Genomic DNA, 19,954 nt, shown 5'->3' on the forward strand with positions numbered 1-19,954 from the left:
ACTGGTGTCGCCGCCTTCTCCGATGTCGCTCACGCCGCTTTCGTCCCGTCCATCCTGCCCGGCCGCTGCGTGTGCACCGGACGGACGTCACCGGGCAAACACACGTAGGCTTCCGGTAACGGAACTACGTCCGGACGGGTGAGAGGAGTTCCTGGTGCCGGTGGAGATCACCTGGTGGGGCCACGCCACCGCCACCATCCGGGACTCCGGCGTCGCGGTGCTGACCGATCCGCTGGTGACCCGGCGCTGCGCCCATCTGTGGCGGCGGCGCGGGGCACTGCCGACGGCCGGGGCGCTGGCGGCCGATGTGGTGCTGATCTCTCATCTGCACGCGGATCATCTGCATCTGCGGTCGCTGGCGCGGCTGCCCTACGGCACCCCGCTGGTGCTGCCGCGCGGCGCGGTGCGGGCGGTGCCGGGGCTGCGGCGGCTGGCGGCGCGGCTGCCGGTGTACGAGATGACGCCCGGCGAGTCGCTGCCGTTCGGCCCGGTCACGATCCGGGCGGTGCCGGCGGCGCACGACGGGCGGCGGCTGCCGGTGGGGCCGCGCCGGGTCTCGGCGCTCGGCTACGTGGTGGAGGGCGCGTCGCGTACGTACTACGCCGGCGACACCGGGCTGTTCGACCAGATGGCGCGGGAGACGGGTCCGGTGGACACCGCGCTGCTGCCGGTGGGGGGCTGGGGCCCCGGTCTTGGCCACGGACATCTGAACGCGGAGCGGGCGGCGCTGGCGCTGGCCCGGCTGCGGCCACGGGACGCGGTGCCGGTGCACTACGGGACGTTCTGGCCGCTGGGGCTGTCGGCGGTGCGGCCCCACGAGTTCCACGCGCCGGGGGACGAATTCGTCCGGCACGCGGCGCGCCTGGCGCCGGAGGTGCGGGTGCACCGGCTGGGGCACGGGGAGCGGGTACGGCTGTCGGCGGGCCCGGTCGGGCCGGCGGTCACCGGGTGAGCCACGCCGCCGCACTGCCCTCGCTGACGCCGCTGTCCTCCCTGGCCTCGTGGTCCCCGCTGGTTCCGCTGGCGGCGACGCCGGGGGTGGTGGCGCAGGAGAGCACGGAGCAGGCGATCGGGCTGCCGTCGCTGTTCCTGCTGGTGCTGGTGGGGTCGCTCATACCGGTCGTGCCGACGGGCGCCCTGGTCAGCTCGGCCGCCGCGGTGGCGTTCCACCACAGCGACCCGGTGGTCTTCTCCGCCCTGGTGTTCGCGGCGGCGTCCCTGGCGGCGTTCAGCGGGGACGTGTTGCTGTACGCGCTGGGCCGGGGCGGCTCACGCTGGCTGGGGCGCCTGCGGGAACAGGCGGCGCCGGGCGCGGTGCGCCGTGCCCAGCGGCAGCTGGCGGAGCGCGGCACGGTGGTGCTGGTGGTGTCCCGGCTGGTACCGGCGGGCCGCATCCCGGTGATGCTGGCGGCGCTGCTGGCACGGATGCCGCTGACGGCGTACATGCGTGGCTGTCTTCCGGCGGCGCTGGCGTGGGCGGCGACGTACCAGCTGATCGGAACGCTGGGCGGGGCCCTGTTCCCGCACGCCTGGCAGGGGGTGCTGGCGGCGGTGGTGCTGGCCCTGCTCTTCGCGGTCACCCCACCCCTGTGGCGCCGCGCGACGGGGCCACGCCCCTGAGCCGTCTCTTCCGGATCCTGGTTCAGCCACCCTAACGGGGTAATGCCTGACAGATCACCGGACAGTACAGTAGGGACGGCACCGAAGAGGACACGTGACTGAGCTTCAGGCATTCCTTCGTCCGAGCACCCCACGCGGTTTGCCCCCGTACCAGTAGCGGAAACGCGAACCAGGGGCTGACATCCCGCTTCTGTTCCCCCTCCCCAGGACATGACCGGCCGCAGGAACACGTAGCCGGATGACAATCGACGTCATGGCGAGCGGTCCGCCAGGCGGTCTTCTTCCGCTCCCCGGTGCGCGGCCGGCCTCAGGTCCACCGGTATCCCTCAACACGCCCGCCCAGCTCGGCTTTCATCCATTGGCCGACGAGCCGGCGCACCACTCCCTCGTGCTCCCACCGCGCCAAGGCCGCATGGCGCACGCGGCCACAGTCACCACCACACCTCACCACAGGAGTTGACCCATGAGTGGATGCGGCTGCGGGCAGTCCCCCATCTCCATCGGCGGCTGTCAGCCCGCCAAGCCGGCCTGTCCCCCCGTCTCTTGCCCCGACACCAAGCCGCGCGAGCACTGCGAGACGACCCCACTGCGCGACTCCGCGCCCTACCGGGTCCCAGCGACCGCGATCAGCACCGACCCGTCGCCGTACTACACCATCGCCAACACCCATGCCGCACTGGACCCTGTCGTCGCTCAGACCATCCTGAACAGCGGCACGGGCACGTTCCCGGCCGACGACGGGACACACAACGGCCAGCACACCTGGCTCGCCGGCATCGTGCACATCGACCCCGCGTCACTGCGCGGCAACCCCACCAGCGTCACGATCAGCGCCTCCGTCCATGTCCGCAACGACGGCGGGAGCACGGCCTGCCGGCTCTACGGCCGCTTCGCCCTGTGGAACGGCACCACCCCGATCCGCACCGATCTCCTGGGCCCACCCGATCTGCCGGCCGGTGGTGACGACAACGGCGTCATCCCGCCGACCACCGTGTCCCTCGCGGACGTCCTCGCGGGAAAGATCGTCGTCGAGCTCAACCTGGAAACAGGCAACGACGACACCTGCCGAGTCGGACCAAAGCAGTGGACCGTCGACAGCTTCGTCCTCACCGTCGAGGCGTCCGCCCCGGGCTGCGGCAGGACGTTCCTCCGTACGACCTGCCGCAACTGCGACGGCGCGGTCACCTGCACGACCGACACCCTCGACGGCTCGACTCCCTACGCCGCGGTCCCGCCGGTCGTCCCGGTCACCTCCTGCGGGGACGGATGCGCCCCCGTCCGCCCCCCGTGCCTCTCCACCGACCGGGGCAACGCCATCACCCGGGGCAGCGACGGATGTCTGTACGTGCCCGACACGCCTGCTCTGGACCCGTCCCCGTGCAACGCCGCGCGGAACACGACCGGTGGCCTGCTCGTGCCGCGGATCGACGTGACGGGTATCGCTCCCGGCGGCAACAGCGGCAGCGAACGGTCGGTGGACATCGATGTCACCGGGACGCCCGGCTGCCCCGAGAGGTGGGAGATCGGCGCCCGCCTCACGCCGGTGAGCGCTTTCCTCAACGCCGAGAGGCAGCACGCCGACCTGCTGGCCAGGGCAGGCACCGACGTGCCGATCCCCGAGTCCGACATCGTGCTCCCGGAAGCCGGGGTGTACCACATCGACAGCGATGTACGGTACGCGCTCGGTTCCGCCACCGGCGGCAGCGGCTACATCATCGGCTGGCTCAGGGACGAGACCACGGACACCCTCCTGACGAGCTTCACCCAGATCGCGGCGATCAACGCGGCGAGGCAGGAGCAGCAGGGCGGAACCACACACATCATGACCGAGTACACGGTCGCCTCCGGCCCCCGGACGGTTCGCCTGCACCTGATGTTCGTCCTCACCGGCGGCAACATCTCCAGCGCCGAGGCCGGCGGCACCGACAGCAATGGCGCAACCCGGATGCGCTTCCTCAAGGTCAGGGATTAGGTCCTCGCTTCGCGAGGTGTGTGGGCGGTGGCCGGGTGACGGTGTCGGGCTCGTGGACGCGGTCGAGCACAAGCCCTCCAGCGGAGCGTTGCGGCGTTCCAGGCAGTGCGGAAGCGGTCTGTCACCGGGGCCCGCGCCGTCCCGGCCGTGGTGGGGCCCGGGGCCGGGGAAGCTTCCCCGGCCCCGCGGCGGGTCCGTACGGCGACGCCGGGGCCCCGGTGCCTCAGGGGCGTCAGGGCCTCAGGGCGTCAGGGCGTCAGGGCGTCAGGGCGTCAGCTCCCAGGCTCGCCGTTCCGCCCCGCGTACGTCCTCCTGTTCGATCCAGCGCGCTCCGATGCGCATCGTGTTCGGGTGATCCCGGGTGTACGGGCGCCAGCCGGGATCGCCGGTCCGGACGAAACGCACCCAGGACCCGTGCGTCCGGCCGGCCAGATCGGCGGGCGGCGGCTGGGTCCCGAGCAGTGCGCGCGGTCCGCGCAGCAGCGCGCCGCCGAGACCGAAGACGAAGGGCAGCTCCGTGGCGTGGGCGGCGCCGAGGGCCCCGTCCAGGGCGTCCGAGCGCCACTCGAAGAGGTAGCTGTACGTCGCCCCGGCGCGGTGCGCGGCGTGCGCCCTGGTCAGGGCACGGGTTCCGGCGCCGAACAGGGCGTCTCCCAGAAGGGCGGAGCGCAGTTCGGCGGGCCCTGCCTGCGGGCGCGCCGCGCGGTACGCCGCCACCAGCGCGTCCGGATCGGGGTGGGCACGGGCGGCCACCGCCCGGACATCGGCGTCGGTCGAGGCGGCGTACGCGCCGGAGGGGACCAGGTAGAGATTGCCCTCCTCCGCGTTGGTGCCCAGGAGCAGGTCGAGGTCCGCGCCCCGCCCGGCGGCGACCGTGTGCGCGGGCTGCTCCGCCAGGACCACGCCCAAGGGGCTGAGCCCCTGCAGCGGGTCGTAGGCGGTCGCCGTACGCAGGTCGAGACCGCCGAGCCCGGCCGCGACGGCCACCAGCCGGTCGTCGGGGACGGCGTCGAAGGCGTCGGCGCGCGGGGCGACGCCCAGCGCGTCGACCGCCGCACGGGTGACCCGCCCGGCCTGTTCCGGAGTGAACGCCCCCAGCCCGCTGCCGCTTTGGATGATCGCGCGGCGCAGCAGCCCTGCCGACTCGGGCGCGGCGATGACGGCCCCGACCAGCGTGCCGCCGGCCGACTGGCCGCCCAGCGTCACGCGGTCCGGGTCGCCGCCGAATCCGGCGATGTTCTGCTGTACCCAGCGCAGCGCGGCGATGACGTCCAGGAGTCCCCGGTTGGGCGGCGCCCCGGGCAGGTGAAGGAAACCGGGAACGCCCAGCCGGTAGTTCACCGTCACCAGCACGACGCCGTCGCGGGCGAACGCGGCCCCGTCGTACAGCCCGCCCCGCGTCGAGCCGGCCACCAGGCCGCCGCCGTGCACGAAGACCAGCACCGGCAGGCTCCGGCCGGCCGATGGGGCGGGGGACCGAATGGTCAGGGTGAGGTAGTCCTCGCCGCGGACCCAGCCGGGGCCGAAGAACGGTGCCATATCGATGGCGCCCAGGTTCCGTTCGGACTGGGGAGCGGTCGGCCCGGGGACGGTGGCGTCCCGGGCACCCGCCCACGGGGCGTGCGGACGTGGTGGGGCGAAGCGCCCGCTGTCGGCCGGGGGCGCCGCGTACGGGATGCCGTGGAAGACGGCCGTGCCGTCCTCGTACCGGATGCCGGTGACCGCTCCCCGGTCGGTCCGCACGCTGCGGGTGGAGGTGGGGACGGAAGCAGCGGGGGAAGTGAAGGGGGCGGTGATGGTCATGCGAACGGCGCCCATTCCCTGATGGCGAACCCGGTGCCGTTCCGCTCGACCTGCGCCGCGCCGTGGCCGCCCAGATGCGCCGGTACGACCAGCGCCCGCTGGTCGGCCGCCCAGCCCAGGACGCGGCGCCGGGTGGCCCGGGCGCGGACGGGGTCCTCGCAGAAGCAGCTGTTGTGGTCCGGCTCCAGTATCTGTACGGGGCTGTGCAGCAGGTCACCGACGAACACCGCCCGGTCCGTGCCGCTCTCCAGGGTGAGCACACAGGAGCCGGGTGTGTGCCCCGGCGCAAGGTCCAGGCGCAGCCGGCTGTCGATGCGGTGGCTGCCCTCCCACAACCGCATCCGTCCGGCGCGGTGGACGGGGGCGACGCTGTCCTCGAAGACGTTCTGGTTGCCGCGTCCCAGTGCCGTGCGGTGGTTGTTCTCCGGGTTCCAGAAGTCGAAGTCGTCCTTGGCGACCAGATAGGTGGCGTTGGGGAAGGTGGGGACCCATTCCCGGTCCTCCAGGCGGGTGTTCCAGCCGACGTGATCCACGTGCAGATGGGTGTTGACGACGAGGTCGACGTCCTCGGGTGTGACGCCGGCCCGCGCCAGGCGGTCCAGGAAGTCGGTCCGCAGGTGGCTCCAGATCGGTGAGTACGGGCGTTCCTTGCCATTGCCCGCGCCCGTGTCGACGAGGATGGTCCGGCCCTCGCTGCGCACCACCCAGGTCTGGACGGCCGCGTTGACGATGCCGGTGTCCGGGTCGAAGAAGTCGGGCGCGAGCCAGGAGGAGTTGGCGTGCCAGGTCTCCTCCGAGTCGGTGGCGAGGAAGGTGGCGGGCGTCATCCCGAGCGGGCCGGCGTACTCCGTCACCCGGGTGATGCCGACGCCGCCCAGCTCCAGGTGATCCGTGCGGTGCGTGCGACCTGTGTGGTCCGTACGGTCCATCGGGTCCGTGTCGTCAGGGGAGTTCATACCGACCACCCTCACCGGGTGCGCCGGAGCGGGCCACACCCTGTGCTGCGTACCCCTGCCAGGGTCAGGCTGACGCCGGTCCGGCCGGGCACACTGGGAGGCATGAGTGCGAGCGAACGCGGTCGGCTCGGCGACTTTCTCCACACCCGGCGTTCCCGGCTGCGACCGGCGGATGTCGGCCTGCGGGACTACGGGGGCCGGCGACGGGTGACCGGACTGCGCCGCGAGGAACTCGCCCAGCTCGCCGGGGTGAGCGCCTCGTACTACACGCGCCTTGAGCAGGGGCAGTCGGTGGGTGCCTCCCCCGAAGTGCTGGACGCCCTGGCCCGTGCGCTGCGGCTGAGCGCGGCGGAACGGCGCCATCTGCACGATCTCGCCGAGGCCGCCAAGCGGCCTGCCCGGGGCCGTACCGCGCACCGTCCGCCCCCTGAGCACGCCGGTCCCGCCACGCTCGCCCTGCTCGCCACCCTGGAGCAGGTCCCGGCGCTGGTCAGCGGGCGGCGGGCCGACGTCCTGGCCTGGAACGGGCTGGGCCACGCCCTGTTCGCCGGCCATCTGGACCGCGGCGCCCCGGGGAACCCGGCCGGGAGGCCCAATCTCGCGCGGCTGATCTTCACCGACCCGCACACCCGGGCGCTGTACGCGGACTGGCCCGCCAAGGCCAGGGCGGTGGTCCGCAATCTGCGCATGGTGGCCGGACGGTACCCCGATGACCCGCTGCTCGCCTCCCTCGTCGGCGAACTCACCGTCAAGAGCCACGAATTCTCGGCGATGTGGAACGACCACGGCGTCGGTCCGTGCGAGCTGGCCAGCTATGAGATGCGGCACCCGCTGGTCGGCTCGCTCACCGTGACCCAGCAGAGCCTGGCGATCCCGCAGGAGGAGGACCAGCTCCTGGTCCTGGCGGTCACCGAACCCGGCTCGCCCTCGCACGAGGCGCTGCGGCTCCTCCCCCACTGCGCCCCGTCCAGGGGCCGGGGTGCGGAGGTCAGGGGCTCTCGGGAGCCGGGGCGGGGGGAGCGGCGTCCTCGGCGGTGACCTCGGCGGTGGCCTGCTGAAGCGCCTCGCCGGTGGCCACGACCCAGCGCCCGATGACCCGCAGCTCCTCCGGGGTGAATCGCTCGGTGACCCGGCTCATGTGCGCGGCCAGGGGTGCCATCGCCTCCGCGGTGGAACGCCGGTGGCCGGTGGTGGGGCGCAGGGTCACCTTTCTGCCGTCGGAGGGGTCACGTTCCCGGCTCACGTGGCCGAGGTGCACCAGCCGGTTGGTGATCTTGGTGATGGCGGCGTGGCTGAGCCCCGTCGCGGTGGCCAGCTGTCCCGGTGTCACGCCGGATCGCGCGCCGATGAGGCCCAGGACCTTGTGCTCCGTGGCGTTGACCCCGAGCCGGGCGGCGACGGCCTCGTGGAAGACCACCACGCGCAGGCTCAGCTCACGGCCCAGCCGGGCTCCCTCGGACAGCTGACCGTGTTCGGAGTCCATGGCAGCTCAGGCTAGCCGTTCCTTCACTCCGGTGAAAAAAACTCTTTCACTTTGGTGAAACACATGGCAGGGTGAACGCCATGACCATCGCCTCCTGGGCCGCCACGCGCCCCCGCGGCCGGCCCTCGCCCACCGCCCTGCTCCGCACCTACGGCGCCGGACTCATCGCTTATCTGCCACTCCTGGTGCTGCTGCTGAGCCCCACCCTGCGCAGCCGGGTCACCTCGGAGACCGCGATGGCGATCAGCGTCACCGTGCTGCTCGTGCTCGTCGTCGCCGCGGTGGTCCTGGCACCCGAGGTCAGCGCCTTCGCCGCCCCGGCGGGTGAGCGATGGCGCCTCGGCCGCGCCCGCGCGGCGACAAGCAGCCTGCTGCGCGGGGCGCGCCGGACCCACCTGTGGCTGCTCGCCGAGTTCGCCGTCCTCTACGGCGCGGCGCAGGGCGCCGGCGCGGTGATCGCGTGGATGATGCCGCACGTCTGGGCCAACCCGGCGCACGCCCTCGACCCGGCCGCGCCCGCCTGGGAGTTCCACTACCCCCACTACGCCGCCCAGGCGGTCACCCTCTATCTGGTGATCTGCTTCGCCGCGGCCTGGTATGCCTGCCGGGTACGGCACGCCGTGCTCGGCGAGCGGCACACTCCCTGACGGATCACCCGGCCCGCGCCGCCGGGCACCCGTGGCCGCACCTAGAAGCCGCGTGCCTCGCGGGCGCCGTCCTCCAGGACCCGGGAGGCGCCGATCGGCAGGTCCCACAGATCCTGGCGGGGCCGCCCGGCTGCCTCCCAGGCCGTGCGTACCCGGTCCAGGGGTTCCAGCGGAGGCTCGGTGGACAGCAGGAACGTGCTCCAGTGCATCGGGGCCATCCGGGTCGCGCCGACGTCCTGGCAGGCGGCGACAGCCTCCTCGGGGTCGGTGTGCACCTGCTGCTGGAGCCGGCGGGGCGCGTACGCCCCGATGGGCAGCAGCGCCAGATCGATCCCCGGGTAGCGGGCGCCGATCTCGGTGAACCAGTGGCCGTAGCCGGTGTCCCCGGCGAAGTACACCCGCCGCCCCGAGCGGGCGGTGAGCACCCAGCCGCCCCACAGCGTGCGGCAGGTGTCGGCCACACCGCGCCGCGACCAGTGGTGGGCGGGCACGAAGTCGAACCGTACGGCGGCGGTACGGCCGTCCGGCGCGGGCAGTTCGGCGGCCTCCCACCAGTCCAGCTCGGTGACCCGGATGAAGCCGCGGCGCCGGCACCAGGGGGCGAGGCCGGCCGGGACGAACAGCGGGGTGGCGCGCGGCAGCCGTTTGAGGGTCGGGGCGTCGAGGTGGTCGTAGTGGTTGTGGGAGATGACGACGGCGTCGACGGGCGGCAGGTCGTCCCAGGCCACCCCGGGCGGGGTGACCCGGGCCGGGGTGCCGAGGATCTTGCGGGACCACACGGGGTCGGTGAGCACGGTGAGGCCGCCGACGCGGATCACCCAGCTGGCGTGGCCGACCCAGGTGACAGCGAGCGCCCCGGCCTCCGCCTCCGGCAGCGGCGCCGGGGCGAACGGCAGCTCGGCGGTCTGCCGCAGGGTGTCCTGACCCGGCCGCAGCCCGCCGTTCTGCCGGGCGGTGCGCAGCAGGGCGGTGAGCCCGGGGCGGGGGCTGGTGAGCCGGTCCATGAAGCTGCGCGGCCAGGTGCGGCGTTCGCCCAGCGGGCGCGGGGCCTGCTGGGCGGGAGCATGCGGTTCGGTCATACGGGGCCTCCCGGGTGCTGTCTCCATACAGGGCGAGGTCGCCCCGGACGGCAATCCCGGTGGGCCGTCACGGTGACCCGACTCCCAGGTCGTCCATATGCCGGACGGATATGGCCCACTATCCGAGACGGCGAGCAGACTGGCCGGCATGGCGAACGACGCGACGTACACCCATGGCCACCACGACTCCGTCCTGCGCTCGCACCGCTGGCGCACCGCCGAGAACTCCGCCGGCTATCTGCTGCCCGAGCTGCGGCCCGGCCGGCGGCTGCTCGATGTGGGCTGCGGGCCGGGAACCATCAGCGCCGACCTGGCGGACCGGGTCGCCGGGGACGGCGGCGAGGTGGTGGCGCTGGACGCGGAACCCGGCGTACTGGACCAGGCGAGGGCCGCCGCCCAGCGGCGCGGCACCGCCAACATCCGCTTCGCCACCGGCGACGCACTGGCCCTGGAGTTCCCCGACGAGGCGTTCGACGTCGTGCACGCTCACCAGGTGCTGCAACACCTCGCCGACCCGGTCACGGCCCTGCGCGAGATGCGCCGCGTGACCCGTCCGGGCGGGGTGGTGGCGGTGCGGGACGCCGACTACGCGGCCATGACCTGGTATCCGCGGGTGCCGGGCCTGGAGGAGTGGCTGACGCTGTACCGGAAGGTGGCCCGGGCCAACGGCGGCGAACCGGACGCCGGACGCCGCCTGCTGTCCTGGGCGCGCCGGGCCGGCTTCACGGACGTGCGGTCCTCCGCCACGGTGTGGACCTTCGCCACCGAGGCCGAACGCTCCTGGTGGAGCGGCCTGTGGGCGGAACGTACCGTCGCCTCCGCCTACGCCGACCGCGCGGTGGAGGGCGGGTACGCCACCCGCGCCCAACTGGAGCGGATCGCGCAGTCCTGGCGGGAGTGGGGCCACGCGGCGGACGGCTGGTTCGCGGTCCTCAACGGTGAGGTGCTGTGCCGGGGCTGAAGGGGAGCCGCGGCCGTGGAGTCGGGCCGTACGCGCGGCGGGCAGCACGGGCGACGGCCCGGTCCCGTACTGCCTCGGGGCTCACGCTTCGTTCCAGGGCGGTCAGGACCGGAGTCCGCCGCCGATAATCTGCTGGGCGCATCGCCCGTCGCACAGAGGAGACGTATGAAACTGTTCATCGGTGCGCTCCTCGTGCTGCCGGCCGTGTTCCTGACCGCCGCCGGGGTGGCCGCCCTCACCCGGGGCCGGGTGCTGCCGACGAGCCGCCGCGCGGTCCGCAGCCCCCGCCGCTACGGCTGGGGCCAGCTGATCGTCGCCGTCGCGCTGTGCTGGCAGGCGGTCTTCCTGCTCCTGGTCGATGACATCGCCACCCGCCAATGGGGCACCCTGTCCGGCAGCGCACTGCTGCTGGCCGGGGTGCTGGTGGCGTTCACGGGCACCCGGCGGACGCAGAACGGGGCCGGGGACGTCCGGGCCGCTCAGAGGTAGTCGGCGACCGGGCCCAGGGTCAGCAGACCGCTGCCCGCGCCGGCCAGTTCGCCGGCGGCGGGGGCGAGTTCGGCCCGGGCCCGACGCAGCGTCTCCCGGTCCCCCAGCAGCGCGGCGGCCCTCGCCGTCAGGCACCACATCGCCTCGTACAGCAGGTCGTAGGGGGGTGGTGGGAGGGCACGCAGCGCCGCGGCGGCCTCGGCGCGGCGGTTGCGGGCCAGCAGGAGCAGCGGGCGGGTCCACGGTGCGTACGGGCCCCAGTCCGCCGCCCGGAACGCCGCGCCGGGCGCCGCCGCCTCCGGCTCCAGCTCCGGCTCCGGCTCCGGGGGAAGGCCGTGCCGTATCCGCAGGCCGAGCAGGGCCAGCGGCAGCAGGCCCGCCGCCAGGCCCGGCATTCCGGCGTCGGGCAGCCCGTCGGCCGCCGCCCGGTACGCCGCCTCCGCCTGGGGTACGGTGCCGGTCTCGGCGAGCTTCAGCGCCCCGTACCACTGCGTGAACACCCCGACCAGCGGTCGGTCGTAGCGTTCGGCGAGCCGTTCGGCCGCCGCAGCCTGGGCGTCCGCCCCGGCGAAGTCGGCCCGGGCGCACCGCGCCTGCAGGCGGATCAGCCGGCCGAGGATCCCGTAGCTGGGCAACGCGTGGCGTTCGCCGAGCGTCACCAGCTCGGCGCCGATCTCCTCCCGCCGGCCGGCGAGCCCCGACCCCCGGCAGCTCTGCATGAACAGGCCGTTCAGCGCGAACGCCAGCAGCGGCGCGTCGCCCAGCTCGCGCGCCAGCCGCACCGCCTCCCCCGCGGCCCGCGGGCCCCGTGCCGACCGTGTTCCGCGCGACTCGACGGCGACGGTGGCCAGCAGCCGGGCCCGCGCGGCCGGGTGCGCGTCCGGCGGCAGGGCGGCCAGGGTGCGCTCGGCGGAGGCCACCACCCGGGCGGCCTGCTCCGGGTCGTCCACCCGGGTCCAGATCGCGGGGACGTCGTACGCGCCGATCACCCGTGCCGTCAGTTCGGGGTCGCCCAGCTCCTCCGCCGCCGCGACGGCGGCCGTCCGCTGATCGCGGGCGGCCTCCAGGCCGCCGCCCCCGGTGACCGCCAGCTCGCGCAGCAGCCCCACCGTCGACTCCAGCCGGACCCGGGAGCCGCCGCCCACCGCGCGGTCGTAGGCGGCGGCCGTGCGTTCCCACACCTGCTCCACCCCGCCCGCCGTGCCCTCCAGGTGCCCGGACTGGGCCAGGATGTCCGCCTCCAGGCGGCGCAGCGCGGGCCCGGGGTCCACCCCCAGTTGCTCGACCAGCAGCGCGCGGGCCCGGCGCAACACGGCCAGCGCTTCGCCCTGGCGGCCGGTGCGGTAGAGGGCCAGGGCCAGCAGCCGCCAGCCGTCCTCGCGCCAGGGGTGCTCGGCGGCGTGGGCGTCCAGGTCGGGGACGGCCTCGGCCGCGCGGCCCCGGTCCAGCAGCAGCGCGGCGCGGCGCTCCACGGCCTGCAACCGCAGTTCGCCCAGCCGGGAGCGTTCGGTACGGGCCCAGGGGGCGTCGGCGACGTCCGCGTAGGCCGGTCCGCGCCACAGGGCCAGGGCCTCGGCCAGCGCGTCGGGGGTGGTGGCGGCGGCGACCGCCGAGGAGAACCGCTCGGCGTCCACCGTCGCCGGGTCGGCGCGCAGCGCGTACCCGGGGCCCTCAGTGATCAGCAGCCGGGCGGGGGTGCGGGGCGGGCGGTCCGGCTCCAGGGCGCGGCGCAGGGCGGCGACGAAGGTGCGCAGGGCCGGTACGGCACCGGCCGGCGGCTCGTCCCACAGGTCGGCGACCAGCCGGGGAACGGGGACGACGCGGCGGCGGGCGACGAGCAGCCGGGCGAGGACAGCGCGGTGGCGCGGCCCCTTGAGGGCGATCGGACGCCCGCTGTCCGCGTCCCGTGCCGTGACCGGCCCCAGTACCTCGAACTCCACCCGCACCCCCTCACGGTACTCACCGGCCGCGCGCCCGCGCCCCGAAGGGTGACGGCACGGGTCCTTCCGAGCCGCGCGCTCGGCTCCACCCGCCGCGCGCCGGGGGACTCAGTCGGCGTCGGGGGTCATCTGGGCGAACGAGGTGACGAATGTGGTGATGAGCCGGGCGAACTCGGACCGGTCGGTGTCGGGCCAGTCCGCCATCACCCGCGCGAAGACCTCCTGCCGGAACCGGTGTGTGCGGTCGAGTTGTTCCTGCCCGGAGCCGGTCAGGGTGATCAGCGTGCGCCGGGCATCGGACGGGTCGGTCCTGCGCTCCAGCAATCCTTCCCCGACGGCACGGAGCACCAGCCGGCTCGCCCTCGGCTGGTCGACGCCGAGCGCGGTGGCGACGTCCGTGACGGAGCACGGTGTGTCACGGTCCTCGATGACATCCAGCACGCTGAACAGCGTGGGGTCGATCGGCCTGCCGCCATCGCGTGGCGCCAGCCGCCCCAGTGACCGGCGGGTCTGGCTGCGGCGGATCGCCACCATCGCCCGTTCGACGGCGGCGACCGCCTCGTCCTGTTCCCTCTTCGACATGCATGCTAGATTACAACAGTTGTCAAAATACATGCATAGGGGTGATGGTCATGACCGGCCTGCCCCAGCAGCCCAACGTTCGCGAGCAGCGGCCGTTCGGCTACTGGCTGAAGCACATCGACAGGGCGATCGAGGAGCACATGAGCCGGCTGTTCGCCAGGGACGGTCTGAACCGGCGGGGGTGGCAGGTACTGAACACCCTCTCGTACGGCCCGATCACCGTCGCCGAACTCGACGACACGATGGCCGCGTTCCTCTCTCCCGACGAGCCGACCACGCGCCCGTGCGTCGACCGGCTTGCCGAGCGTGGCTGGACGTCCACGGCTGAGGACGGGGCTGTGACACTGACCGGCGAGGGCCGACGGGCGCACCAGAGGATCTCCGAGCAGACCGGGGTGCTGAGAGTTCGGATGATGGAAAGTCTCTCGCCCGAGCAGTACACGGTGTTGATGGAACTGCTCCAGAGGGTCGCCACCCATCTCGACGCCCTGGCGGTCGAAACGCCCGGCCGGTAGCCGTCAGCGGTGCGCAGGGCCGGTACGGCACCGGCCGGCGGCTCGTCCCACAGGTCGGCGACCAGCCGGGGGACGGGGACGACGCGGCGGCGGGCGACGAGCAGCCGGGCGAGGACGGCGCGGTGGCGCGGCCCCTTGAGGGCGATCGGACGCCCGCTGTCCGCGTCCCGTGCCGTGACCGGCCCCAGCACTTCGAAGTCGACCCGCACCCGTTCACCGTACTCATTGGCTGCTCGTTCGCGCCGTGGAGGGTCGCAGGGGTCGGCTGGGGTCACTTCATGGCCGAGGAGGCGCCGGCCGGGGTGGCGGCCCGGCTGCGGGAGCGGCTGGCCCGATGGACGCGATGGAGGGGCCCGGCCGGCCCGCCGGGCCCGCGGCGTGTCTCAGCGCGGGTCCTTGCGCATGCACCAGGTGCGGGGGCCGTCGTCGGGCAGGCGGACATCGGCCGTGACCCGGAAACCGAGCCGCTCGTAGAAGGTGACGTTGCGCTCGCTCGATGTCTCCAGGAACACTGGCACTCCCGCCTGTCCGGCTTCCCGGAGCCCTGGGAGCAGCACCGCGCTGCCCAGGCCCCGGCCCTGTGCCTCGGGGGCGGTGGCCACCGTCTCCAGGAACCAGCCCGGTTCCTGCGGCCGGTGGGGTGCGAGGGCCTCTTCCGCCGAGGCGTAGGCGGCGGCCCGGTCGCCGCTGAGTTCGGCGAAGACGGGTGCGAGTGCCTCGAAGGCGGGTGACGGGTCCTGGCCGGGCACCGCCCAGACGGCCACGGCACGGCCGCCGTCGGCGGCCCACACGCGGCCGTACTCCCTGCCGATACGGGTCAGACACAGCTCCTGGAAGCGCCGGACCCGGTCCTCGTGGCCGTCCGCGGCGATGACGTGCCGCGTGAACGGGTAGTCGGCGAAGGCCCGGGCGAGGGTGTCGACGGCGGTGGGGACGTCGGCGTCCGTGAGGGGGCGTACGGAGGCGGAGCGGGGGTCGGGCGAGCTGATCACCGGACCATCCTCACCATGCCTCGTCGCGGCGGCAACCGTTTTTGCCGGCCGTGCCGCAGGCCCGGGTCCGGGTGTCCGGGCCGGGCCCCGGCCGGGCTCGGGGCGCTGTCCGGCGCGCGCCGCTCATCCCGCGCGCCCGGCGGCGGGGCCGCGCGCCCACAGGTACAGGGCGAGGGCCGTCAGCAGGACGGTGAGCGCGCCGAGGACGGCCCGCGCGGTGTTCCAGGCGGTCCAGCGCGGCGCGTAGTCGGCCCACAGCCGCGCGGCGTGCTCGGCCGATTCGGGGGTACCGGCCGCCGCCAGCACGTCGTTCAGCGGAACGTTCACCATCGCGGTGGGGGCGAACGCGCCCAGCACGTACGTCCCCGCCGCCGCGAACAGCGCGAGCGCGGCGCCCCTTTCCCCCAGGAGCAGCAGCACGACGCCGCCGCCCGCCGCCAGCAGCGGCACGCCGACGAAGGCCCCGAGGAAGAGCGGGTTGAGGATGCGTTCGTTGACGCTCTGCATCGCCGTGACCGAGTGCGCGGGGTCCACGGCGTTCAGGCCGGGCATCACCGCCACCGAGAAGGCGAAGAACACGCCCGCCACACAGGCGGCCGTCAACAGGGTCGCGGCCAGCAGGGCCGCCGCCAGGATTGCCATGCCGGCCAGTCAAACGCGCGGAGCCGCGCCTCTCCATCGTCGAGAGGCGCGGCTCCATGCGTGAGCGTCCAGCGCGTTACGGGGTGACCACGATCTTGCGGCCTACGCCCTTCGCGAACTGGTCCAGCGCCTGCGGGTACTGGTCCAGCGGGAGGCGGTCGCTGATGAAGATCTGCGGGTCCAGGATGCCGCTGGCGAACAGGTCGGCGGCCCGCTCGTAGCTGTGCAGCACCGCCATGGAGCCGGTGATGGTGATCTCCTGGTTGTAGATCTTGTACGGCTCGATGGTGGCCGTGGTCGCGTAGTCGGCGACGCCGAACTGGAGGAACGTGCCGGCCTTCGCGACCCGGCCCAGGCCGTCCTGGATGGCGGCGGCGTTGCCGGTGGCGTCGATGACGATCTCCCAGCCCTGCGGCCGGTCCAGCTCGTCCGCCGAGCCGGCCGCCGCGCTGACGCCCAGGGTGCGGGCGGTGGCCAGGCGCTCGGGGTTGATGTCGACGATGTCCACGCCGCTGGCGCCGGTGCGCTTGGCCAGCTCCAGCATCATCAGGCCCATGGTGCCCGAGCCGTAGATGAGCACGCGCGCGCCGAGCACGGAGTTCATCACGTCGTAGCCGCGCACCGCGCAGGACAGCGGCTCGATGAGCGCCGCGTCCTGGGTGCTGACGTGCTCGGGCAGCTTGACGCAGTTGGCGACGGGCGCGACCGCGTACTCGGCGGCCCCGCCCGGCACCGACACGCCGATGGCGCCCCAGCGCTCACACATGTTGGCGTGGCCGTTGCGGCAGAAGCGGCACTCGTAGCAGTACAGCGACGGGTCGACCGCCACCCGGTCGCCGATGGCGACCTCGGTGACGTCCTTGCCGATGCCGACGACCTCGCCCGCGAACTCGTGGCCCGGGACGATCGGCAGGGTCGGGGCGAACTCGCCCTGGAGAATGTGCAGATCGGTGCCGCACAACCCGCAGGCAGCGACCTCCACCACCACATCGCGCGGCCCCGGGGTGGGGTCGGGAACGGTGGTCAGGGAGACCTTGCCCACGGACTCGATGAGTGCGGCTTTCACTTGACTGCTCCTAGCGACAGGCCCTGGACCAGCTTGTCCTGGGCGGCGAAGCCGGCGGCGAGCACCGGCAGGGAGATGGCGAGGGACGCGGCGGACACCTGGGCCAGGAACAGGCCCTGGCTGGTGATGAAGCTGGTCAGGAACACCGGCGCGGTCTCGGCCATGACACCGGTGAGCACCTTGGCGAACAGCATCTCGTTCCAGCTGAAGATGAAGCAGATCAGCGAGGTGGCGGCGATGCCGGGCGCCACGACGGGCCCCACCACCCGGAAGAGGATGACCGGCAGCTTCGCGCCGTCGATCTGCGCCGCCTCGATGAGCGAGGGCGGCACCTCGGCCAGGAAGGACTGGAGCATCCACACCGCGATCGGCAGGTTCATCGAGGTGTACAGCAGGACGAGCAGCCAGATGTTGTCCAGCAGACCGGTGTTCTTGGCGAACAGGTACAGCGGCAGCAGACCCGCGATGGCCGGCAGCATCTTCGTGGACAGGAAGAAGAACATCGCGTCCCGCCACCCCTTCACGGGGCGGATGGACAGCGCGTACGCGGCGGGCAGCGCCAGCAGCAGCACCAGCAGCGTGGAGGAGAGCGACGCGGTGAGCGAGTTGATCAGCGGCGGCCAGGGGCTGGCGCCGTCCGAGCTGAAGAACTCCCGGTAGCTGTCCAGGGTCAGCGGCGCGGTCAGGGCCGGCGGGTTGCTGGCGGCGTCCGACTCCGCGTGGAAGGAGGTGAGCACCATCCAGGCCACGGGGAGGAAGAAGACCAGGCCGGCGAACCAGGCGAGGAACGCCGGGATCGCCGACAACACCCGCCGCGGGCGGCGCGGGGTGCCGGTGGCCGGCTTGCGGGCCGGCGGGGGCGTCTTGGCCGGCGGCGTGACAGTGGTCGGGGTTGTGGTCGTGCTCATGCTCGGCTTCCCTCCTCGCGGAAGAGCGAGGACACCACGCGCAGGGCGAACATGGCGATGATCAGGGAGCCGATGACCACCAGCACACCGGCCGCCGAGGCCACCCCGTACTCCTGCGCCTGGTAGAACTCCTGGTAGATCGCGAACGGCAGGTTGGCCGTGTCCAGGCCGCCCCGGGTGATGGTGTACACCGCGTCGAAGTTCTGCACGATGTAGATGGAGCCGAGCAGCGCTCCCAGTTCCAGGTAGCGCCGCAGGTGCGGCAGCGTCAGGTGGCGGAAGATCTGCCAGTTGTCCGCGCCGTCGAGCCGGGCCGCCTCGTACTGCTCCAGCGGGCGGCTCTGCAGGCCGGCCAGCAGGATCAGCGTCATGAACGGGGTCCACTGCCAGATCAGCGACACCGCGACCGCCGGCAGCGGCATCTCGGAGATCCAGTCGGGCTGCGGCGGGGTGAAGCCCAGCAGGTCGCCGAGCCACACCAGCATGCCGTTGAGCAGGCCGTACTCCGGGTTGTACAGGACGTGCTTCCACATCAGGGCGGCGGCCACCGGCACCAGCAGGAAGGGGGTGATCATCATGGTGCGCACCAGGCCCCGGCCGCGGAACTTGCGGTCCAGCAGCAGGGCGATGGCGAGGCCGAGCACGAGACTGATGAGCACGACGGACGCGGTGAGCACGGCCGTGGTGACGACCGAGGACCGCAGCGCGTCGTCGGACAGCACGGTGGAGAAGTTGCCGAAGCCGTTGAAGGAACGGTCGTCGGGGTAGAGGGCGTTCCAGTCGAAGAGCGAGATCACCAGGGTGGCCACGAAGGGCAGCTGGGTGACCACGATCATGAAGATGAGGGCGGGCAGCAGCGGGGCGCGAAGGGCCCACGCCTTCGCCCGGGAGGAAGCCCCGGGCGAAGGCGTCGCCGCCGTAGCGGTCGGCGTGGTCATCGGTTGCGGTACTCCTCGGCCACTGCGTCGGCCAGGGTCTGGGACTTGGCGAGGGCCTGCTCAACGGTCTGCCGGCCGGCGATCGCGGAGCTGATCTCCTGGGAGACCTTCGTGCCCAGGTCGGCGAACTCCGGGATGGTCACGAACTGGATGCCGGGCACCGGGCGGGGCTGGACACCGGGGTTGATCGGGTCGGCCGCGGCGATGGCGTCGTGGGTCACCTGGTAGAAGGCGGCGGCGTGCTCCTGGTAGTCCGCGTTCTCGTAGGTGGAGGCGCGCTTGCCGGCCGGGACGTTGGACCAGCCGAGGGTCTCACCGACGAGCTCCTCGTACTCCTTGCTGGAGGCCCAGGAGATGAACTCCCAAGCGGTGTCGGCCTTCTGGGAGGCCGCCTGGACGCCCCAGGCCCAGGTGTACAGCCAGCCGGAGGAGTCGGTCTGCTCGACCGGGGCGGGCACGTAGCCGATGTTGCCGGCCACCGGGGAGTCGTCCGCCTCCAGGGAGCCGGCGCCGGCGGTGGCGTCGTACCACATGGCGGTGTTGCCCTGGACCATGTTGTTCAGGCACTCGGCGTAGCCGGCCTGGGCGGCGCCGGACTGGCCGTGCTCGCGCACCAGGTCGACGTAGAACTGGGTGGCCTCGGTGAACTCGGGCGAGTCCAGCTGGGCTTCCCAGTCCTCGGTGAACCAGGTGCCGCCGAAGGTGTTGACGACGGAGGTGAGCGGGGCGATGACCTCGCCCCAACCGGGCAGGCCGCGCAGGCAGATGCCCTTCATGCCGGACTCGGCCGCGTCCACCTCGGCGGCGAGCTCGGCGACCTCGGTCCAGGTGGGCTGCTCGGGCATGGTCAGCCCGTGCTCCTCGAAGACGTCGGTGCGGTACATCAGGAAGGAGGACTCGCCGTAGAACGGCTGGGCGTAGAGCTTGCCGTCCTCACCGGTCAGCGACAGCTGGATGGGGGTGAGGATGTCCTGGACGTCGTAGCCCTCGTCGTCGCGCAGGTACGGGTCCAGCTCGTGGAGCCAGCCGTTGCGGGCGTAGATCGAGGTCTCGTAGTTGCTGATGGTGGCGACGTCGTACTGGCCGGCCTGGTTGGCGAAGTCCTGGCTGATCTTGTCGCGGACCTCGTTCTCCGGGAGGACGGTGAAGTTCACCTTGATCCCGGTGTCCTTGGTGAAGTGGTCCGCGGTGAGGCGTTGCAGCTGCGTCATCTGCGGGTTGTTGACCATCAGGACGTTGATGCTGTCACCGTCGCCCGAGCCGGAGCCTCCTCCGGCTCCGGCGCAGGAGGCGAGGAGGGCCCCGGCCACCGTGACGGCGGCGGCGGTACGGATGGCGCGTCGGCTCTGACTGCGGCGCAT

20 protein-coding genes and 1 pseudogene are annotated in these 19,954 nt (G+C 73.1%); 8 read left to right on the forward strand and 13 right to left on the reverse strand.

Annotated elements, in window-relative coordinates:
* The first annotated feature begins 154 nt into the window (after nucleotides 1–154).
* The 3 genes from H7827_RS03470 (at nucleotide 155) to H7827_RS03480 (ending at nucleotide 3,592) form a co-directional block, all read left to right on the forward strand.
* Nucleotides 155–952: an MBL fold metallo-hydrolase gene (locus H7827_RS03470; RefSeq protein ID WP_432742579.1), complete on the forward strand. Its 798-nt coding sequence runs from the start codon at nucleotides 155–157 to the stop codon at nucleotides 950–952.
* 68 nt (nucleotides 953–1,020) lie between these two features.
* On the forward strand, nucleotides 1,021–1,620 hold the full coding sequence (locus H7827_RS03475; RefSeq protein ID WP_386534272.1) for a DedA family protein: 600 nt from the start codon (nucleotides 1,021–1,023) through the stop codon (nucleotides 1,618–1,620).
* 463 nt (nucleotides 1,621–2,083) lie between these two features.
* Entirely contained in the window at nucleotides 2,084–3,592 is a 1,509-nt protein-coding gene (locus H7827_RS03480) for a hypothetical protein (protein ID WP_432742581.1), read from the forward strand.
* Nucleotides 3,593–3,856: 264 nt separating this feature from the next.
* Here the strand turns inward: H7827_RS03480 and H7827_RS03485 are convergent, their stop codons facing one another.
* Nucleotides 3,857–5,395 carry a carboxylesterase/lipase family protein gene (locus tag H7827_RS03485; RefSeq protein ID WP_432742583.1) on the reverse strand — a complete coding sequence of 513 codons (1,539 nt, stop codon included), beginning with the start codon at nucleotides 5,393–5,395 and terminating at the stop codon, nucleotides 3,857–3,859.
* Nucleotides 5,392–6,324: an MBL fold metallo-hydrolase gene (locus tag H7827_RS03490; protein WP_386534274.1), complete on the reverse strand. Its 933-nt coding sequence runs from the start codon at nucleotides 6,322–6,324 to the stop codon at nucleotides 5,392–5,394. The genes H7827_RS03485 and H7827_RS03490 overlap by 4 nt, the downstream gene beginning before the upstream one ends.
* A gap of 129 nt (nucleotides 6,325–6,453) precedes the next feature.
* On the opposite strand from H7827_RS03490, the gene H7827_RS03495 reads away from it, so the two are divergent.
* Nucleotides 6,454–7,389, forward strand: a complete 936-nt coding sequence (locus tag H7827_RS03495; RefSeq protein WP_432742585.1) for a helix-turn-helix transcriptional regulator — start codon at nucleotides 6,454–6,456, stop codon at nucleotides 7,387–7,389.
* Here the strand turns inward: H7827_RS03495 and H7827_RS03500 are convergent.
* A complete protein-coding gene (locus H7827_RS03500; RefSeq protein WP_432742587.1) occupies nucleotides 7,340–7,834 on the reverse strand; it encodes a MarR family winged helix-turn-helix transcriptional regulator in 495 nt (164 codons plus the stop codon). The genes H7827_RS03495 and H7827_RS03500 overlap by 50 nt on opposite strands.
* An 80-nt stretch (nucleotides 7,835–7,914) precedes the next feature.
* Between H7827_RS03500 and H7827_RS03505 the strand changes: the two genes are divergently transcribed.
* On the forward strand, nucleotides 7,915–8,481 hold the full coding sequence (locus H7827_RS03505; protein WP_432742589.1) for a hypothetical protein: 567 nt from the start codon (nucleotides 7,915–7,917) through the stop codon (nucleotides 8,479–8,481).
* 41 nt (nucleotides 8,482–8,522) lie between these two features.
* Here H7827_RS03505 and H7827_RS03510 read toward each other — a convergent pair whose 3' ends face one another.
* A complete protein-coding gene (locus tag H7827_RS03510) occupies nucleotides 8,523–9,560 on the reverse strand; it encodes an MBL fold metallo-hydrolase (protein WP_386534136.1) in 1,038 nt (345 codons plus the stop codon).
* A gap of 148 nt (nucleotides 9,561–9,708) precedes the next feature.
* Between H7827_RS03510 and H7827_RS03515 the strand changes: the two genes are divergently transcribed.
* On the forward strand, nucleotides 9,709–10,521 hold the full coding sequence (locus H7827_RS03515) for a methyltransferase domain-containing protein (protein WP_432742591.1): 813 nt from the start codon (nucleotides 9,709–9,711) through the stop codon (nucleotides 10,519–10,521).
* A 165-nt stretch (nucleotides 10,522–10,686) separates the two neighbouring features.
* Nucleotides 10,687–11,010 carry a hypothetical protein gene (locus H7827_RS03520; RefSeq protein ID WP_234389611.1) on the forward strand — a complete coding sequence of 108 codons (324 nt, stop codon included), beginning with the start codon at nucleotides 10,687–10,689 and terminating at the stop codon, nucleotides 11,008–11,010.
* Here the strand turns inward: H7827_RS03520 and H7827_RS03525 are convergent.
* Nucleotides 11,001–12,956: a BTAD domain-containing putative transcriptional regulator gene (locus tag H7827_RS03525; RefSeq protein ID WP_432742593.1), complete on the reverse strand. Its 1,956-nt coding sequence runs from the start codon at nucleotides 12,954–12,956 to the stop codon at nucleotides 11,001–11,003. The two genes, H7827_RS03520 and H7827_RS03525, sit on opposite strands and share 10 nt — an antisense overlap.
* A 102-nt stretch (nucleotides 12,957–13,058) precedes the next feature.
* A complete protein-coding gene (locus tag H7827_RS03530; RefSeq protein ID WP_432053209.1) occupies nucleotides 13,059–13,532 on the reverse strand; it encodes a MarR family winged helix-turn-helix transcriptional regulator in 474 nt (157 codons plus the stop codon).
* Between the two features lie 50 nt (nucleotides 13,533–13,582).
* On the opposite strand from H7827_RS03530, the gene H7827_RS03535 reads away from it, so the two are divergent.
* Nucleotides 13,583–14,047, forward strand: coding sequence for a MarR family winged helix-turn-helix transcriptional regulator (locus H7827_RS03535; RefSeq protein ID WP_432742595.1), 465 nt, complete (start codon nucleotides 13,583–13,585; stop codon nucleotides 14,045–14,047).
* Nucleotides 14,048–14,055: 8 nt separating this feature from the next.
* Here H7827_RS03535 and H7827_RS03540 read toward each other — a convergent pair.
* The 7 genes and pseudogenes from H7827_RS03540 to H7827_RS03570 form a co-directional block, all read right to left on the reverse strand.
* A pseudogene (locus H7827_RS03540) lies at nucleotides 14,056–14,256 on the reverse strand (AfsR/SARP family transcriptional regulator); the annotation flags it as partial.
* A gap of 174 nt (nucleotides 14,257–14,430) precedes the next feature.
* On the reverse strand, nucleotides 14,431–15,036 hold the full coding sequence (locus tag H7827_RS03545) for a GNAT family N-acetyltransferase (RefSeq protein ID WP_200368465.1): 606 nt from the start codon (nucleotides 15,034–15,036) through the stop codon (nucleotides 14,431–14,433).
* Between the two features lie 126 nt (nucleotides 15,037–15,162).
* Nucleotides 15,163–15,681 (reverse strand): DUF1772 domain-containing protein, encoded by a 519-nt coding sequence (locus H7827_RS03550; RefSeq protein ID WP_432742597.1) that lies wholly within the window; start codon nucleotides 15,679–15,681, stop codon nucleotides 15,163–15,165.
* A 76-nt stretch (nucleotides 15,682–15,757) separates the two neighbouring features.
* On the reverse strand, nucleotides 15,758–16,747 hold the full coding sequence (locus H7827_RS03555) for a zinc-dependent alcohol dehydrogenase family protein (RefSeq protein WP_030730960.1): 990 nt from the start codon (nucleotides 16,745–16,747) through the stop codon (nucleotides 15,758–15,760).
* Nucleotides 16,744–17,655: a carbohydrate ABC transporter permease gene (locus H7827_RS03560; RefSeq protein WP_364242259.1), complete on the reverse strand. Its 912-nt coding sequence runs from the start codon at nucleotides 17,653–17,655 to the stop codon at nucleotides 16,744–16,746. Before H7827_RS03560 ends, H7827_RS03555 begins: the two co-directional genes overlap by 4 nt.
* Complete coding sequence (locus H7827_RS03565; RefSeq protein ID WP_030730954.1) at nucleotides 17,652–18,593, reverse strand: carbohydrate ABC transporter permease; 942 nt, start codon at nucleotides 18,591–18,593, stop codon at nucleotides 17,652–17,654. The genes H7827_RS03560 and H7827_RS03565 overlap by 4 nt, the downstream gene beginning before the upstream one ends.
* Entirely contained in the window at nucleotides 18,590–19,954 is a 1,365-nt protein-coding gene (locus tag H7827_RS03570; protein WP_432742600.1) for an ABC transporter substrate-binding protein, read from the reverse strand. The genes H7827_RS03565 and H7827_RS03570 overlap by 4 nt, the downstream gene beginning before the upstream one ends.

The sequence above is a fragment of the Streptomyces sp. JH002 genome (assembly GCF_050916115.1).
Taxonomy (GTDB): domain Bacteria; phylum Actinomycetota; class Actinomycetes; order Streptomycetales; family Streptomycetaceae; genus Streptomyces; species Streptomyces xiamenensis.

Bases quoted from the DNA above. Each gene is read 5' to 3' on its own strand.
- H7827_RS03480 (WP_432742581.1), top strand. From the start codon at position 2,084: ATGAGTGGATGCGGCTGCGGGCAGTCCCCCATCTCCATCGGCGGCTGT.
- H7827_RS03485 (WP_432742583.1), bottom strand. From the start codon at position 5,395: ATGACCATCACCGCCCCCTTCACTTCCCCCGCTGCTTCCGTCCCCACC.
- H7827_RS03490 (WP_386534274.1), bottom strand. From the start codon at position 6,324: ATGGACCGTACGGACCACACAGGTCGCACGCACCGCACGGATCACCTG.
- H7827_RS03495 (WP_432742585.1), top strand. From the start codon at position 6,454: ATGAGTGCGAGCGAACGCGGTCGGCTCGGCGACTTTCTCCACACCCGG.
- H7827_RS03500 (WP_432742587.1), bottom strand. From the start codon at position 7,834: ATGGACTCCGAACACGGTCAGCTGTCCGAGGGAGCCCGGCTGGGCCGT.
- H7827_RS03505 (WP_432742589.1), top strand. From the start codon at position 7,915: ATGACCATCGCCTCCTGGGCCGCCACGCGCCCCCGCGGCCGGCCCTCG.
- H7827_RS03510 (WP_386534136.1), bottom strand. From the start codon at position 9,560: ATGACCGAACCGCATGCTCCCGCCCAGCAGGCCCCGCGCCCGCTGGGC.
- H7827_RS03515 (WP_432742591.1), top strand. From the start codon at position 9,709: ATGGCGAACGACGCGACGTACACCCATGGCCACCACGACTCCGTCCTG.
- H7827_RS03520 (WP_234389611.1), top strand. From the start codon at position 10,687: ATGAAACTGTTCATCGGTGCGCTCCTCGTGCTGCCGGCCGTGTTCCTG.
- H7827_RS03530 (WP_432053209.1), bottom strand. From the start codon at position 13,532: ATGTCGAAGAGGGAACAGGACGAGGCGGTCGCCGCCGTCGAACGGGCG.
- H7827_RS03535 (WP_432742595.1), top strand. From the start codon at position 13,583: ATGACCGGCCTGCCCCAGCAGCCCAACGTTCGCGAGCAGCGGCCGTTC.
- H7827_RS03550 (WP_432742597.1), bottom strand. From the start codon at position 15,681: ATGGCAATCCTGGCGGCGGCCCTGCTGGCCGCGACCCTGTTGACGGCC.
- H7827_RS03560 (WP_364242259.1), bottom strand. From the start codon at position 17,655: ATGAGCACGACCACAACCCCGACCACTGTCACGCCGCCGGCCAAGACG.
- H7827_RS03565 (WP_030730954.1), bottom strand. From the start codon at position 18,593: ATGACCACGCCGACCGCTACGGCGGCGACGCCTTCGCCCGGGGCTTCC.
- H7827_RS03570 (WP_432742600.1), bottom strand. From the start codon at position 19,954: ATGCGCCGCAGTCAGAGCCGACGCGCCATCCGTACCGCCGCCGCCGTC.